The sequence below is a fragment of the Micromonospora sp. IBHARD003 genome, assembly GCF_056106285.1.
Window position 1 is genome coordinate 7,042,689 of the sequence record NZ_JBWBBX010000001.1, and the last position, 13,694, is coordinate 7,056,382.

At 69.3% G+C, this 13,694-nt stretch carries 13 protein-coding genes; 3 read left to right on the forward strand and 10 right to left on the reverse strand.

The window, feature by feature from the left end; translation table 11 throughout:
• Window positions 1-38 precede the first annotated feature (38 nt).
• Complete coding sequence (locus ACTWOL_RS30805; RefSeq protein WP_474300127.1) at window positions 39-455, reverse strand: hypothetical protein; 417 nt, start codon at window positions 453-455, stop codon at window positions 39-41.
• Between the two features lie 491 nt (window positions 456-946).
• Complete coding sequence (locus ACTWOL_RS30810; RefSeq protein ID WP_474300128.1) at window positions 947-2,077, reverse strand: ADP-ribosylglycohydrolase family protein; 1,131 nt, start codon at window positions 2,075-2,077, stop codon at window positions 947-949.
• Between the two features lie 171 nt (window positions 2,078-2,248).
• Between ACTWOL_RS30810 and ACTWOL_RS30815 the strand changes: the two genes are divergently transcribed.
• A complete protein-coding gene (locus tag ACTWOL_RS30815; protein WP_474300129.1) occupies window positions 2,249-3,424 on the forward strand; it encodes a glycerate kinase in 1,176 nt (391 codons plus the stop codon).
• Between the two features lie 303 nt (window positions 3,425-3,727).
• Window positions 3,728-4,540, forward strand: a complete 813-nt coding sequence (locus tag ACTWOL_RS30820; RefSeq protein WP_474300130.1) for an SAM-dependent methyltransferase — start codon at window positions 3,728-3,730, stop codon at window positions 4,538-4,540.
• Window positions 4,541-4,628: 88 nt separating this feature from the next.
• Here the strand turns inward: ACTWOL_RS30820 and ACTWOL_RS30825 are convergent, their stop codons facing one another.
• The gene (locus tag ACTWOL_RS30825; protein ID WP_474300131.1) at window positions 4,629-5,531 is read right to left on the reverse strand and encodes a helix-turn-helix domain-containing protein; all 903 of its coding nucleotides are present in this window, start codon (window positions 5,529-5,531) and stop codon (window positions 4,629-4,631) included.
• A gap of 91 nt (window positions 5,532-5,622) precedes the next feature.
• A complete protein-coding gene (locus ACTWOL_RS30830; RefSeq protein WP_474300132.1) occupies window positions 5,623-5,856 on the reverse strand; it encodes a DUF397 domain-containing protein in 234 nt (77 codons plus the stop codon).
• Window positions 5,857-6,023: 167 nt separating this feature from the next.
• Between ACTWOL_RS30830 and ACTWOL_RS30835 the strand changes: the two genes are divergently transcribed.
• Window positions 6,024-6,566 (forward strand): ATP-binding protein, encoded by a 543-nt coding sequence (locus ACTWOL_RS30835; RefSeq protein ID WP_474300133.1) that lies wholly within the window; start codon window positions 6,024-6,026, stop codon window positions 6,564-6,566.
• Between the two features lie 691 nt (window positions 6,567-7,257).
• Here the strand turns inward: ACTWOL_RS30835 and pssA are convergent.
• The 6 genes from pssA to ACTWOL_RS30865 all read right to left on the reverse strand — a co-directional run bounded on the left by pssA (window position 7,258) and on the right by ACTWOL_RS30865 (window position 13,678).
• Window positions 7,258-8,136 (reverse strand): CDP-diacylglycerol--serine O-phosphatidyltransferase, encoded by an 879-nt coding sequence (gene pssA, locus ACTWOL_RS30840; protein ID WP_474301292.1) that lies wholly within the window; start codon window positions 8,134-8,136, stop codon window positions 7,258-7,260.
• Window positions 8,129-8,785: a phosphatidylserine decarboxylase gene (locus ACTWOL_RS30845; protein ID WP_474300134.1), complete on the reverse strand. Its 657-nt coding sequence runs from the start codon at window positions 8,783-8,785 to the stop codon at window positions 8,129-8,131. Before ACTWOL_RS30845 ends, pssA begins: the two co-directional genes overlap by 8 nt.
• Before the next feature lie 171 nt (window positions 8,786-8,956).
• A complete protein-coding gene (locus tag ACTWOL_RS30850; protein WP_474300135.1) occupies window positions 8,957-10,162 on the reverse strand; it encodes an acyl-CoA dehydrogenase family protein in 1,206 nt (401 codons plus the stop codon).
• Window positions 10,163-10,164: 2 nt separating this feature from the next.
• Window positions 10,165-10,677: a MaoC family dehydratase gene (locus ACTWOL_RS30855; RefSeq protein WP_474300136.1), complete on the reverse strand. Its 513-nt coding sequence runs from the start codon at window positions 10,675-10,677 to the stop codon at window positions 10,165-10,167.
• Between the two features lie 5 nt (window positions 10,678-10,682).
• Window positions 10,683-11,648, reverse strand: a complete 966-nt coding sequence (locus ACTWOL_RS30860) for an HpcH/HpaI aldolase/citrate lyase family protein (RefSeq protein ID WP_474300137.1) — start codon at window positions 11,646-11,648, stop codon at window positions 10,683-10,685.
• Entirely contained in the window at window positions 11,645-13,678 is a 2,034-nt protein-coding gene (locus ACTWOL_RS30865; protein ID WP_474300138.1) for a protein meaA, read from the reverse strand. Before ACTWOL_RS30865 ends, ACTWOL_RS30860 begins: the two co-directional genes overlap by 4 nt.
• Between the last annotated feature and the right edge of the window lie 16 nt (window positions 13,679-13,694).

Consider the following 13,694-nt stretch of genomic DNA (forward strand, 5'->3'; position numbering starts at 1 on the left):
ACGCGCGGCGAGCAGCTTTCCGCTCGCCGCGAGGGCCGTCATTGACACATCGTGTGTTCGGCGCGGTGGCGCTCGATCTCCAGCGCGAGCTCACTGCGCTCCCTGCGGGCCGCGTCCGCCTCCTCGCGCACCATGTCGAGACGGTCCTCGAGCTGCCCGACCCGTTCGCGGTAGCGCTCGCGCTCGGCACGCATGAACTCGGCGCCGGCCGCCTGCCGCGCGGCTTCCTTGCGGATCTCCTCCGTCTCCTTTTCGAACCTCTGCCTGGCCGCATCCAGCTCGGCGATGGCGACCTCCGCGGCCTCTTCCGCCAGCGCGGTGCGCTGCTCGGCCGCCAGAGTCCGCCGGGCCGACGACCTGGTCACGGTCTCGATGCGGGCCTCGGCGGCCTCCGAGTCCGTGATGATGGCCAGCTCCTCGATGTAGACGGGCAGGTCCACGGCCAGCTGGTACATGACTGCTATGAGGTCGTCGCGGTCCGCGGATCCCTCCCGTGCACCCTGCGCCGCTGCCTCCCCAACGTGAGGAAGGCCCGAGTCGGGCGCCCCGGCCCTGGACGGTGGCGGCGTCGAAGGCCGAGCGGGGGACTGGCGCCTTTCCTCCCTGCGCTGCTGCCTCTTGGCGCGGAATCTACGGAAGGCTCCCAGCGCGTTGTGTTCGGGATGGGCGCAGTATCGAGGCGCCGGTTCCCCCGGCGTCGGCGCCGCGGGGGGATGGGTGCAGTCCGGATAAGCGCAGTGCGGAAACGTCTCGACGGTCATCTTCTCAGCCTCTACGTCGGTGTTCGGGACTCCCGAAGCCGGACCGCATCCGGCGCGGTTCGCGCCGGATGCCGTCCTACACGGGGGATTCACCGATCACGCTAGACGCGGAACGGACCGTGTGGGCGTCCCACTTGTCGCCCGTCAGCAATCGGTAAGATCCGCGCCGGCGTCCCGACGGGCGGTCACAGGGACGCCAACCGGGCCGTGCGGTTGGCCAGTTCGCCGATCCTCGCCCCGTCGAAGCCGAACACCGCACTGCGCACCCGGTCCTCCAGCGGGCGCGTCCACTGCGGAGGAATACCGGAGGCCCCGCACAACACCCCGGCCACGGAGCCCGCCGTCGCACCGTTGGAGTCGGTGTCGAGTCCGCCCCGTACGGTGAGGGCCAGGGTGCCGGTGAAGTCCCCGCCCCCGTACAGCAGTCCGGTGGTGATGACCGCGGCGTTGGGCACGGTGTGGATCCAGCCGAGCCCGGCCGTCTCCCCGTCCAGTGTGGCCAGCGCGTCGGACCACGGCAGGCCGCTCTCGTACAGCGCGATGGCGCGGCGGACCGTGCGCGCGAGACGACTGCTCGCGGGAATGCGGTCGAGTCCGGTCTCGATGGCCTCGCGCGCGTCAGACGCCGTGAACGCCGAGGCGATCGTGGCGGCGGCCCACATCGCCCCGTACACACCGTTGCCGGTGTGGGACAGCACTGCGTCGCGACGGGCCAGCGAGGCCGCGCGGACCGGATCGCCCGGGCTGGTCCAGCCGAAGATGTCGGCCCGGATGAGTGCGCCGATCCATTCCTGGTGGGGGTTGTCGCGCGTGGCGGTCAGCGGCGGCTTCAGACCGGCCGTGAGATTGCGGTACGCGGCCCGTTCGGCGGTGAACGTCTGCAGATACGGCAGCCGGAGCAGCCACAGCTCGCCCACCTGCTCGGTGGTGAACATGAAGCCGTGGGTCTCCAGGAGGTGGAGGCCGAGGATCGAGTAGTCCACGTCGTCGTCGCGGCAGCTGCCGTGGATCCGGCCGCGGACGCAATTGCGCCACTCCGGGCGCAGCTCGAAGCCGCCGTCGGCGTGATCGGTGCCGGCCGTGCCCGTCCCTGCCGCCGGAACGGCGGGCGGTTCGGGGAGATAGTCGGTGAGCGGCAGGGCGTCGGTGAGCCGGAGGTAGCGGTCGATGCGGTCCCGCGTCCAGTAGTCACCGCGCTCGATCGGCTTGCCGAGCATGTTCCCGGCGATCCGGCCGAGCCAGCCGCCGAGGATCCGGTCGGCCGTCCCGGTGGCGTGGCTCCGCGCGTGGCGGGTCCGCGTGCCTGAAGACGTCATGTCCGGGGTGTACCCCGTTCCGGCAGGGAACGGACCGGAACGTACCGGGAGGGGCGCCCATCGAGGTGTCCGTGCCGTGGATCGGCCGCGTTCTCCGGGGGTGGCCTCCGTCAGGGGGTGCGGATAGGGTCGGGGCGGCGCGACTGCCTGTTCGAAAGCAAGGGATGGCAAGTGACGAACGGAGCAGTTACCGCCGCGCGCGTTCTCGTCGCGGCGGACAAGTTCAAGGGCTCGCTGACAGCCGTGCAGGTCGCGGATCGGGTGACGGCGGGGCTGCGGAGGGTGTTTCCCGGGCTCGCGGTGGAGACCCTTCCCGTCGCCGACGGCGGTGACGGCACGGTCGCGGCAGCGGTGGCGGCGGGCTTCGAACGCCGCGAGGTGGCGGTGACCGGGCCCCTCGGTGAGCCGCTGACGGCGGCGTACGCCCTGCGGGGCACGACCGCGGTGGTCGAGATGGCGGAGGCGTCCGGGCTGCAGCACCTGCCCGACGGGGTTTTCGCGCCCCTCACCGCGACGACCTACGGATCCGGCGAGCTGCTGCGGGCGGCGCTCGACGCCGGGGCGAGGACGATCGTCTTCGGTGTCGGAGGGAGTGCGACGACCGACGGCGGGGCCGGGATGCTCACCGCGCTGGGTGCCCGTTTCCTGGACGCGGACGGCGAGCCGGTCGGGCCGGGCGGCGGTGCGCTGCGGGAGCTGGTGACCGCGGATCTGTCGGACCTGGACGCCCGGTTCGAGGATGTCGAGCTGGTCCTCGCGAGCGACGTGGACAATCCGCTGACCGGGCCCAAGGGGGCACCGGCCGTCTTCGGCCCGCAGAAGGGCGCCTCGCCCCGTGACGTCGCCGAACTGGACGAGGCGCTCGCCCACTACGCGTCCGTGCTCGGCCCCGAAGCGGCCACGGCCCCGGGAGCGGGCGCGGCGGGAGGCATCGGATACGGCGCGCTCGTCGCACTCGGGGCGGGCTTCCGGCCCGGAATCGAGGTGATGCTCGACATCCTGGGCTTCGGGCCTGCTCTGGAGCGGGCCACCCTGGTGATCACCGGTGAGGGTTCCCTGGACGAGCAGACCCTCCACGGCAAGGCCCCGGCGGGCGTCGCCGCGGCCGCTCGGGCCGCCGGGAAGGACGTCGTCGCGGTCTGCGGCCGGCTCGCGCTCACCTCTGAGGCACTCGCGGCCGCGGGCATCCGCCGCGCGTACCCCCTGCTGGACCTCGAACCGGACCCGGTGGTGTGCATGGCACAGGCGGGCCCGCTGCTCGAACGGGCCGCCGAGGACATCGCACGGGACTGCCTGCCGGGGGTGGCTCCGGCCGCACGGGAGCCCGGGGCGCCGCTCAGGCCCTGACACCGGACGGCCGGCGGCCGGAGCGCCGTTGCCCAGCCGGGCGGCACAACCCCGGGCCGGGGGTGTGGCCGGCGCGGGACCCGGCGGCGGCCCGTCCCCGGCCTCCCGGACGAGGCCCGCAATCCCGGGCCACCGGGGTCTCGTGTCACCGTGTGTCCCGGATGCGTGGCGGTACGTGCCCGAGTGGCCGAAAGTCATCCCTCGTTGCGCCGGGCCTTGTGAACGCGCTGTACCGCCTACCCGGCCCTCTCTAGCATGTGCGTCTCGCAGGTTCCGTTTCCCACCGACGTGAATGAGGACTGGATGCAGCGCGAGTCGTGGCGCCCGGACGCCATCGACACCAAAGTGCCCAGCGTGGCGCGGATGTACGACTACCTCCTGGGGGGCGACGACAACTACCAGTCCGATCGCGAGGCGTGTGCCCAGCTCCTCGAGCAGGTGCCCAGCACCAAGGTCCTGGCCGTCAACAACCGGCGCTTCCTGCAGCGTGTGGTGCGGACGCTGGCAACCGATTACGGCATACGGCAGTTCATCGACCACGGCTCCGGGCTGCCGACCCAGGACAACGTCCACCAGGTCGCCCAGGCCGTGGATCCCGGGTCGCGCGTCGTCTACGTGGACAACGATCCGATCGTGCTGGCGCACGGCCGTGCGCTGCTCGAGGAGAACGACCGCACCGCGGTCATCCAGGCCGACATGCGGGATACCGACGGCATCTTCGGTCACGAGGAGACGCGACGGCTCATAGACTTCAGCCAGCCGGTCGCGGCGCTGTTCGTCTCCGTGCTGCACTGCATCCCCGACGAGTCCGACCCGGCAGGGCTGGTGCGCGGTGTCGCCGAGCGGCTCGTGCCCGGGAGCTTCCTGGTCGTGTGCCAGCTCGTCAGCGAGCGCCCCGAGATCCGTAAGTTCGTCACCGACTTCATGGCGGAGGCGACGGGCGGGCACTGGGGCCGCGTCCGTGAGGAACACGAGGTGACCGAGTACTTCTCGGGCATGGAGATCCTCGAGCCGGGACTGAGGGAGGTCTCCACCTGGCGGCCGGACAACGATCTCGCCCCGGTGCAGCAGACCGACGAATGGATCGAATGGGGCGGCGTCGGCCGCCTCGTATGACGCCCGGCAAAGCCGGCGCCCGCGGCCCCATGTAGTCCGGCACCCGTGGTCCCCTGGCGGAATGCCCCACCGGCATCCGGCCAGGAGTTCACACGGTGGCGAGGCGCTCCTCGATCAGCGCACGTGACTCCTTGGGCGTCAGCGCGCATGCCCCGAGCCGGTCCATCATGTCCCGGTACTGCTCCACGACCTGGGGCTTCTGGCTGAACGTACTGTCCGTCAGATGCTCGATGTAGACGGCGTCCCTCAAGTCGCCCAGCGCGAAGCGTAGATACGTCACCCCGGTGCCCACGCCGACGGAGGCCGTCACGGTCAGCGGCGCGATCTGCAGCGTGATGCGCGAACGCTGTGTCAACTCGACGAGATATGCGAGCTGTTCACGCATCACCTGCGGGCCGCCGACCGTACGCATCAGCACGGACTCGTCGATCACCGCCCACAGGCGGGGACCGTCCGGCTGGGTGAGCTGCCGCTGGCGTTCCCGCCGGAGGTCGACCCGGCGCTGCACATCGTGTGCGTACAGCCGGGCCGGTCCGGACTGGAACACCGCCTGTGCATAGGCCGGGGTCTGCAGCAGTCCGGGTACGTAGAAGGGCTCGTACGTACGGATGGTCGAGGCGGCGCCCTCGAGGGCGACCAGCGGAGTGAAGAAGTCGGACAGCACATCGCTGAAGGAGCGCCACCAGTCCGTCCGCCGGGACTGCTCCACCAGCCGCATGAACTCGGCGACACGCTCCTCGTCGCTCACCCCGTACAGATTCAGCAGGGCGCGAGCGTCGGTCGGCTTGCATCCATGGCGGCCGAGCTCTATGCGGCTGGTCTTGGAGCGTGAGAAGCCGAGCCGGGTGTCGACCACGGACGGGTCGAGTCCGGCTGCCGTGCGCAGCTCGCGCAGCTTGCCGCCCAGAATCACCTTCAGGGCGGTCGGGTTGCCCTCGACCGCACCCAGCGGGCTCATGAACAACGGCGTGCTCGGTTCGGCTGCGGCCATCGCAAGCTCCTGCGGATGAGGGGAAGACGAAGACACTATCCCGCACAGCCGGATGCAAGCCATGGAGGAGTCGAGCGCTTCCCGTTGGGATTCAGACAATCATGGCGTCGAAGTCGCCATCCCGGGCTCCCGCGACGAAGGCCGCGACCTCGTCGCGCGTATAGACCAGCGCCGGCCCGTGAGGATCACGGGAGTTGCGCAGGGCAATGCGGCCACCTGGCAGCTCGGCCAACTCCACGCAGTTGCCGGTGGCGTTGCTGTGACTGCTCTTGATCCAGGTGGCCGGGCCCAGTGCGTCCGCCCGCATGCCGTTGGAGTAGTCCATGTCCGTACGCCCCTCTTCGTCGGTGTACCGGGTCGCCCCGGATCCAGCCAGTGCAATCCCAGATGCAATTGCATTTTCGCCGCGCACTCGACAATACTCGTTCCGCATCGGCTGCCGCAGCGTCGAACTCCCAAGCCTGCAGGGGGACATGACCAGTGACGATTTATATGTCAACCAGTTCGAACACCACCTCCGCGTACGCAGGTCGGCGCTCGTCCGTGGAATTCGGCCCGAATCCGACGCGCGTGGGAGCGCCGACGGAGCCGGACCCCGGTCTGGGCGGCGCCTTCGGCGGAGGCAGCTTCGCCGCCTGTGGGCTCGACGGACGGCCCCAGAACGCCCGACAGGCACGGCGGTTCGTCGATGTCACCCTGAACGGCTGGGCACTTCAGGCGCTTGCCCCCGATATGGCACTGGTGGCCGGCGAGCTGGTCACCAACGCTGTTCGGCACGCACTCACGTCCCAGGAACGCCAGCAGGACGGCTATCCCCTGTGGTTGGGCCTGTACCGGCAGCCCGGAAGCGTGGTCTGCACGGTGACCGACCCGAGCACGGATCCGCCGCGCCCGCAGTCCCCGCACCCCGCTGCGCCCGGCGGCCGGGGTCTCGCCCTGGTCGACGCGGTCAGCGAGAGCTGGTCCTGGTCCCTCACACCACCGCTGGGGAAGGCGGTGTGGGCGAGCCTGGCACTCCCCGCGCGTACCGCCTGAGGACAGCCGCTTCGGTCCCGCGTTCCCGTCCGCCCGGGCCACCGCACCGCACAGCGTCGGCATGCGCCGAGATGGGGTCGCAGGGCGTCGGCCGCGGGCGCTCCGGAGCCACGGAGACCTCCACCCTCGCCGCAGCCGTCACCGGCTTCGGCTGACGCCGGGACCACATAGGCGACCAGCTCCCCGCCGCTCCGCACCACCACCGCCGGATGACCGGCCGGAGCGGCCTCCACCCGGTAGGTGTCCACGGCCACCCACCTCGGCCCATTCGGCCGTACGTCCCCGGAACTCCAGCGGCCCCTCGCCGTCGCGCCGGGCGAGGTCTCCGGTCGCCACCGGCGCCGGCCCTCAGGCGGTATCAGCCGGATGTGGCTCCAGCCGGATGGGGCTCCTGCGCAGCTCCACCGCACACCCGGGAACGGGCCTGCCCGGATACGCCGCCCGCTCGGGATGCTCCACCGGCCCGGGGAGCCCCGGCCCGTCTCGAACCACGTCCCGTGCCGTGTACGCCGCCGTCAGCCGGTCGTGCGAGGCGGGCACGGGACGGCCCTCTCCCGTCGTGGTCGCCGCCATGCACGGCACGGCCGCCAGGTCCCCCGTCCCCGGAACCCCTGGGTGACGGCGATGGAACACGACGAAGGCCTGGGTGCGAGCACTCGCACCCAGGCCTTTCGGTCGATCGTCGGTGAGGCTACGGCAGCTGAGCCGAGGCCCGTGCCTCACGCCGGTTGTCCCGGAACGTGTTCACCCGCCGCGCCGTCGCGAACAGCGGAATCGTCGCCGCCAGCACGATCTGCAGCGCACAGCCGGTCTGCAGCAGCAGCTGCCCGCCCGGCGCGTCGAACGCCCACGCCGCGAGCAGGCCCATGGCTCCCACGATCCAGCTGAGCATCGCGACCGCCAGCTTGCCGCGCGGCTTCGGGTACTCGACCCGGCTCACCATCAGCCACGCCGCGCCGATGATCGCGAGCAGCGTCGGAATGAAGGGCAGCTCCAGCAGCACGATCGAGACGACCGTCAGCGCGCCGAAGGGGCTCGGCATGCCCTGGAACATGCCGTCCTTCATCGTCACGCAGGAGAATCTGGCCAGCCGCAGCACAACCGCCAGCAGCACCACGATCGCGGCGACCGCCGACACCTTCTGATGGGCGTCGTCGGCGACCATGCCGTAGACCAGCACGAAGTACGCCGGCGCCAGCCCGAAGCTGATCAGGTCGGACAGGTTGTCCAGCTCGGCGCCCATCGGCGAGCTGCGCAGCTTGCGTGCCACGATCCCGTCGAAGAGGTCGAAGACCGCGGCACACAGCATGAGGATCACGGCCGTCGCGGCGGAGTGCCTCGCCATGCCGCTCTCGCCGCTGCCGACGAGGTGCGGGATGAGGATTCCGGTGGTGGTGAAGTACACCGCCATGAATCCGCACGTCGCGTTACCGAGCGTGAGGGTGTCCGCTATCGAGAGCCGCAGCGAGAGAGGCATCTCCTCCGCTTCGTCCGCGGCCCCGGGGTCGGACTCGGTATCGAAGGCGTCCGCCTCGGGGACCCAGCCCGCTTGTGTGTCGGGATCAATCACGGTCAATGCGAGTCACCCCCGCGGTCGTGGCCTGGCCGACCTCGACGGCGACCTCGACACCTGCCGGGAGGTAGATGTCGACGCGCGAGCCGAAGCGGATCAGGCCGATGCGCTCGCCCTGCTCGACCTTGGTGCCCTGGGGGATGTAGGGAACGATGCGGCGCGCCACGGCGCCCGCGATCTGGACCATCTCGATGTCACCGAGCTCGGTGTCGAAGTGCCAGACCACGCGCTCGTTGTTCTCGCTCTCCTTGTTGAAGGCGGGAACGAATCCGCCGGGCACATGCTCGACGGACGTGACGGTGCCGGCGAGCGGGGCGCGGTTGACGTGGACGTTCAGCGGACTCATGAAGATGGCGACGCGAGTCCGTCCGTCCTTCCACGGCATGATGCTCTGCACCACGCCGTCGGCGGGGGAGATGACCCGGCCCTGGGCGATCTCGCGCTCGGGGTCGCGGAAGAACCACAGCATGCCCGCCGCGAGCGCGGTGGTGGGCACGGCGATGGCCGCGGCACGCTTCGACCGGCGCGCACGCACCAGGCTCAGGGCCGCGGTCGCGACGGTCGGGAGAAGCCACGGCGATGCTCCGCGCGCAATGCGTACGCCGAGGCGGCTGTCGCGAGGTGCAGAGGTTTGGCTGTGGGGCATGGATGACCTTCGTAGCGGATGATGCCGCGCTGGCAACAGGGGGACGGCGGCTTTACCGGTGATGGTAACGGTTGCGCACCGCAACTGGGCAAGCCGAAAGCCGAGTCGGCGGCCGGAAGAAGATGACTCGGTGTGATCTTCTTCGCGGCCGAACCGACTCAAAAGCAACATTCAGCCCTGGAGCCGGTACTCCTCGAGGAGTCGACGACCGATGATCATTTTCTGGATCTCGGCGGTACCTTCGCCGATCAGCAGCATCGGAGCCTCGCGGTAGAGGCGCTCGATCTCGTACTCCTTGGAGAAGCCGTAACCGCCGTGGATCCGGAAGGCGTCTTCGACGACTTCCTTGCAGTACTCGGACGCGAGGTACTTCGCCATCCCTGCCTCCAGGTCGTTTCGCTCCCCGGAGTCCTTTTTGCGTGCTGCGTTGACCATCATGGCATGGGCCGCCTCGACCTTGGTAGCCATCTCGGCCAGCTTGAACTGAATGGCCTGGTGCTGGGCGATCGCCTTGCCGAAAGTGTGACGCTGCTGCGCGTACGAGACGCCCAGCTCGAAAGCACGCTGGGCGACACCGCAGCCACGGGCCGCCACGTTCACCCGGCCGACCTCCACGCCGTCCATCATTTGGTAAAACCCTCGGCCCGTGGTGCCACCGAGCACCCGATTGGCCGGAATGCGCAGTCCGTCCATGATGAGCTCGGTCGTGTCGACGCCCTTGTAGCCCATCTTGTCGATCTTCCCGGGGATGGTGAGGCCCGGGCGGACCTCCCCGAAGCCGGGCTCCTTCTCGACCAGGAAGGTCGTCATCGACTTGTGCGGGGCGGTTCCCTCGGGGTGTCCTTCGTCACTCCGGACGAGAACGGCCACCAGCGTCGACGTCCCACCGTTGGTCAGCCACATCTTCTGGCCGTTCAGGACGTACTCGTCGCCGTCCTTCACCGCCTTCGACGTGATCGCCGACACGTCCGAGCCGAGGCCCGGCTCGGACATCGAGAACGCGCCGCGCACCTCGCCCGCCGCCATCCGGGGCAGGAAGTACTCCTTCTGCTCCTGGGTGCCGTGCTGCTTGAGCATGTACGCCACGATGAAGTGGGTGTTGATGATGCCCGAGACGGACATCCAGCCGCGGGCGATCTCCTCGACGCAGAGCGCGTACGTGAGCAGGGACTCGCCCAGGCCCCCGTACTCCTCCGGGATCATCAGGCCGAACAGCCCGAGCTCCTTGAGCCCGTCGACGATCTGCTGCGGGTACTCGTCCCGGTGCTCCAGCTCGGTCGCGACCGGAATGATCTCCTTGTCGACAAATTCCCTGACGGTGCTCAGGATCTCCTGCTGGACATCGGTCAGACCGGCGGTCTGGGCGAGTCGGGCCATGGCTACTTCTCCTGCTGCTTCGGTTCGGGACGGCCCGGCTGCTCGCCGCCGCGCTCCTTGATGTACGTCTCGGTGGGGACCATCACCTTGCGGCGGAACACGCACACGAGGGTGCCGTCCTGCTTGTAGCCCTTGGTCTCGACGTAGACGATGCCCCGGTCGTCCTTGGACTTCGAGGGCCACTTGTCCAGGACCGTGGTCTCGCCGTAGATCGTGTCACCGTGGAAGGTCGGCGCCACGTGCTTCAGCGACTCGATCTCCAGGTTGGCGATCGCCTTGCCGGAGACGTCCGGCACGGACATACCGAGCAGCAGCGAGTAGATGTAGTTGCCCACGACGACGTTCTTGCCGAAATCCGTCGTCTTCTCCGCATAGTTGACGTCCATGTGGAGCGGGTGGTGGTTCATGGTCAGCAGGCAGAAGAGGTGGTCGTCGTACTCCGTGACCGTCTTCCCGGGCCAGTGCTTGTAGACCGCACCGACCTCGAACTCCTCGTATGTGCGTCCGAACTGCATGCTGCTCAGGCCTCCGGGATCTCGAACTTGCTGGTGCGCTGCATGCCGGCGGCCCGGCCCTTGCCGGAGATCACCAGGGCCATCTTGCGGCTGGCCTCGTCGATCATCTCGTCACCGAGCATCGCGGAGCCCTTCTTACCGCCGGCCTCGGACGTGTAGTAGTCGTACGCGTCCAGGATCAGCTCGGCGTGGTCGTAGTCCTCCTGGGAGGGCGAGAAGATCTCGTTCGATGCCTCGACCTGGCCGGGGTGCAGCACCCACTTGCCGTCGAAGCCGAGCGCCGCGGCGCGCTGGGCGACCGCGCGGTAGCCGTCGATGTTGCGGATCTGGAGGTAGGGGCCGTCGATCGCCTGGAGGTTGTTGGCGCGGGCGGCCATCAGGATCTTCATCAGGATGTAGTGGTACGCGTCCGCCGGGTAGCCGGGCGGCTGCTCGCCGACGACCAGGGACTTCATGTTGATGGAGGCCATGAAGTCGGCCGGGCCGAAGATGATCGTCTCCACGCGCGGCGACGCCTGGGCGATCGCGTTGACGTTGTTGAGGCCCTGGGCGTTCTCGATCTGCGCCTCGATGCCGATCTTGCCGAGTTCAAAACCCATTGTTTTCTCGATCTGCGTCAGCAGCAGGTCGAGGGCGACGATCTGCTCGGCGCTCTGGACCTTCGGCAGCATGATGCAGTCGAGGTTCTGGCCCGCGCCCTCGACGACCGTGACGACGTCCCGGTACGTCCAGTGGGTGGTCCAGTCGTTGACCCGCACGACACGTGTCTTACCCGTCCAGTCACCCTCGTTCAGGAACTTCACGATGGTGTGCCGGGCCTCGGGCTTGGCCAGCGGCGCGCACGCGTCCTCCAGGTCCAGGAAGACCTGGTCGGCCGGCAGCCCCTGGGCCTTCTCCAGGAAGCGCGGGTTCGAACCGGGGACCGCGAGGCAGGAGCGGCGCGGCCGCAGGCGGTTCACGGGGCTGGTCATGCGGGGACCTCCAGGGGGTCGAGCTTGTTCGCTTTCCGGATCTCGTCGACGATACGTCCGATGATCTCGGTGATACCGAAGTCCTTCGGGGTGAAGACGGCGGCCACACCCGCACGCCTCAGATCCTCGGCGTCGCTGTTCGGGATGATCCCGCCCACGATCACCGGGATGTCGGACGCGCCGGCCTCTCGCAGTCGTGTCAGCACGTCCGGCACCAGCTCGGCGTGCGAGCCGGACAGGATCGACAGACCGACGCAGTGCACGTCCTCGGCGAGGGCGGCGCTGACGATCTGCTCCGGTGTGAGCCGGATGCCCTGGTAGACCACCTCGAAGCCCGCGTCACGCGCCCGCACGGCGATCTGCTCGGCCCCGTTGGAGTGGCCGTCCAGGCCCGGCTTGCCGACCAGCAGCCGCAGCCGTCCCGCGCCGAGCTCGTCGGCGGTACGGGACACCTTCTCGCGCACGACGGCCAGCGGGGTGCCGGCCTCGGCGGTCACCGCGACCGGCGCGGACGAGACGCCGGTCGGCGCGCGGAACTCCCCGAAGACGTCCCGCAGGGCCCAGGCCCACTCACCGGTGGTGACGCCCGCGCGGGCGCACTCCACGGTGGCGGCCATCAGATTGGTGTCACCGGCCGCCGCGGCCTTGAGCGCCGCCAGGGCTTCCTGGGCACGGCTCTCGTCGCGGTTGTCGCGCCACTCGTGGAGCTTCGCGACGACCCGTGCCTCGTTCGCCGGGTCGACCGTCATGATCGCGGTGTCGAGGTCCGAGGTCAGCGGGTTGGGCTCGGTGGTCTCGAAGATGTTGACGCCGACGATCTTCTCCTCGCCGCCCTCGATCCTGGCCCGCCGCTCGGCGTGCGAGGACACCAGCTGCGACTTGAGGTAGCCGGACTCGACGGCCGCCATCGCGCCGCCCATCTCCTGGATCCGGTCGATCTCGGCGAGCGACTCGGTGACGAGGGCGTCGACCTTGGCCTCGATGACATGCGAGCCCGCGAAGATGTCCTCGTACTCCAGCAGGTCGCTCTCGTGCGCGAGGACCTGCTGGATGCGCAGCGACCACTGCTGGTCCCAGGGCCTGGGCAGCCCCAGGGCCTCGTTCCACGCCGGGAGCTGCACGGCGCGGGCGCGTGCGTCCTTGGAGAGGGTCACGGCCAGCATCTCGAGCACGATGCGCTGGACGTTGTTCTCCGGCTGGGCCTCGGTCAGCCCGAGGGAGTTGACCTGGACGCCGTAGCGGAAGCGGCGCTGCTTGGGGTTCTCGATCCCGTAGCGCTCGCTGGTGACCTTCTCCCAGATGCGGCCGAAGGCGCGCATCTTGCACATCTCCTCGATGAAGCGGACACCCGCGTTCACGAAGAAGGAGATACGGGCGACGACATCGCCGAACTTCTCCTGCGGCACCTGTCCGGAGTCGCGCACCGCGTCCAGCACGGCTATCGCGGTGGACATCGCGTACGCGATCTCCTGGACGGGTGTGGCTCCCGCCTCCTGGAGGTGGTAGCTGCAGATGTTGATCGGGTTCCACTTGGGGATGTTCGCCACCGTGTAGGTGATCATGTCGGTGGTGAGACGCAGCGAGGGCCCGGGCGGGAAGACATGCGTCCCCCGCGACAGGTACTCCTTGACGATGTCGTTCTGCGTCGTCCCCTGGAGCCTGGTGATGTCCGCACCCTGCTCCTCCGCGACCACCTGGTAGAGCGCCAGCAGCCACATGGCGGTGGCGTTGATGGTCATCGAGGTGTTCATCTGCTCCAGGGGGATGTCCTGGAACAGCCGCCGCATGTCACCGAGGTGCGAGACCGGTACGCCGACCCGGCCGACCTCACCGCGGGCGAGGATGTGGTCCGGGTCGTAGCCGGTCTGCGTCGGCAGGTCGAACGCGACCGAGAGTCCGGTCTGGCCCTTGGCCAGGTTGCGCCGGTACAGCTCGTTGGACGCCTCGGCCGTGGAGTGGCCCGCGTACGTCCGCATGAGCCACGGCCGGTCCTTCTGCTGCCGCCCGTTGGTGATCTGACGCTCTGTCATCTGATGGACCTCTGGC

What these genes read in the sequence shown, in the direction of transcription:
- ACTWOL_RS30805 (WP_474300127.1), bottom strand. Translation starts at nt 455, where the DNA reads ATGTACCAGCTGGCCGTGGACCTGCCCGTCTACATCGAGGAGCTGGCC.
- ACTWOL_RS30810 (WP_474300128.1), bottom strand. Translation starts at nt 2,077, where the DNA reads ATGACGTCTTCAGGCACGCGGACCCGCCACGCGCGGAGCCACGCCACC.
- ACTWOL_RS30820 (WP_474300130.1), top strand. Translation starts at nt 3,728, where the DNA reads ATGCAGCGCGAGTCGTGGCGCCCGGACGCCATCGACACCAAAGTGCCC.
- ACTWOL_RS30825 (WP_474300131.1), bottom strand. Translation starts at nt 5,531, where the DNA reads ATGGCCGCAGCCGAACCGAGCACGCCGTTGTTCATGAGCCCGCTGGGT.
- ACTWOL_RS30830 (WP_474300132.1), bottom strand. Translation starts at nt 5,856, where the DNA reads ATGGACTACTCCAACGGCATGCGGGCGGACGCACTGGGCCCGGCCACC.
- ACTWOL_RS30835 (WP_474300133.1), top strand. Translation starts at nt 6,024, where the DNA reads ATGTCAACCAGTTCGAACACCACCTCCGCGTACGCAGGTCGGCGCTCG.
- ACTWOL_RS30845 (WP_474300134.1), bottom strand. Translation starts at nt 8,785, where the DNA reads ATGCCCCACAGCCAAACCTCTGCACCTCGCGACAGCCGCCTCGGCGTA.
- ACTWOL_RS30850 (WP_474300135.1), bottom strand. Translation starts at nt 10,162, where the DNA reads ATGGCCCGACTCGCCCAGACCGCCGGTCTGACCGATGTCCAGCAGGAG.
- ACTWOL_RS30855 (WP_474300136.1), bottom strand. Translation starts at nt 10,677, where the DNA reads ATGCAGTTCGGACGCACATACGAGGAGTTCGAGGTCGGTGCGGTCTAC.
- ACTWOL_RS30860 (WP_474300137.1), bottom strand. Translation starts at nt 11,648, where the DNA reads ATGACCAGCCCCGTGAACCGCCTGCGGCCGCGCCGCTCCTGCCTCGCG.
- ACTWOL_RS30865 (WP_474300138.1), bottom strand. Translation starts at nt 13,678, where the DNA reads ATGACAGAGCGTCAGATCACCAACGGGCGGCAGCAGAAGGACCGGCCG.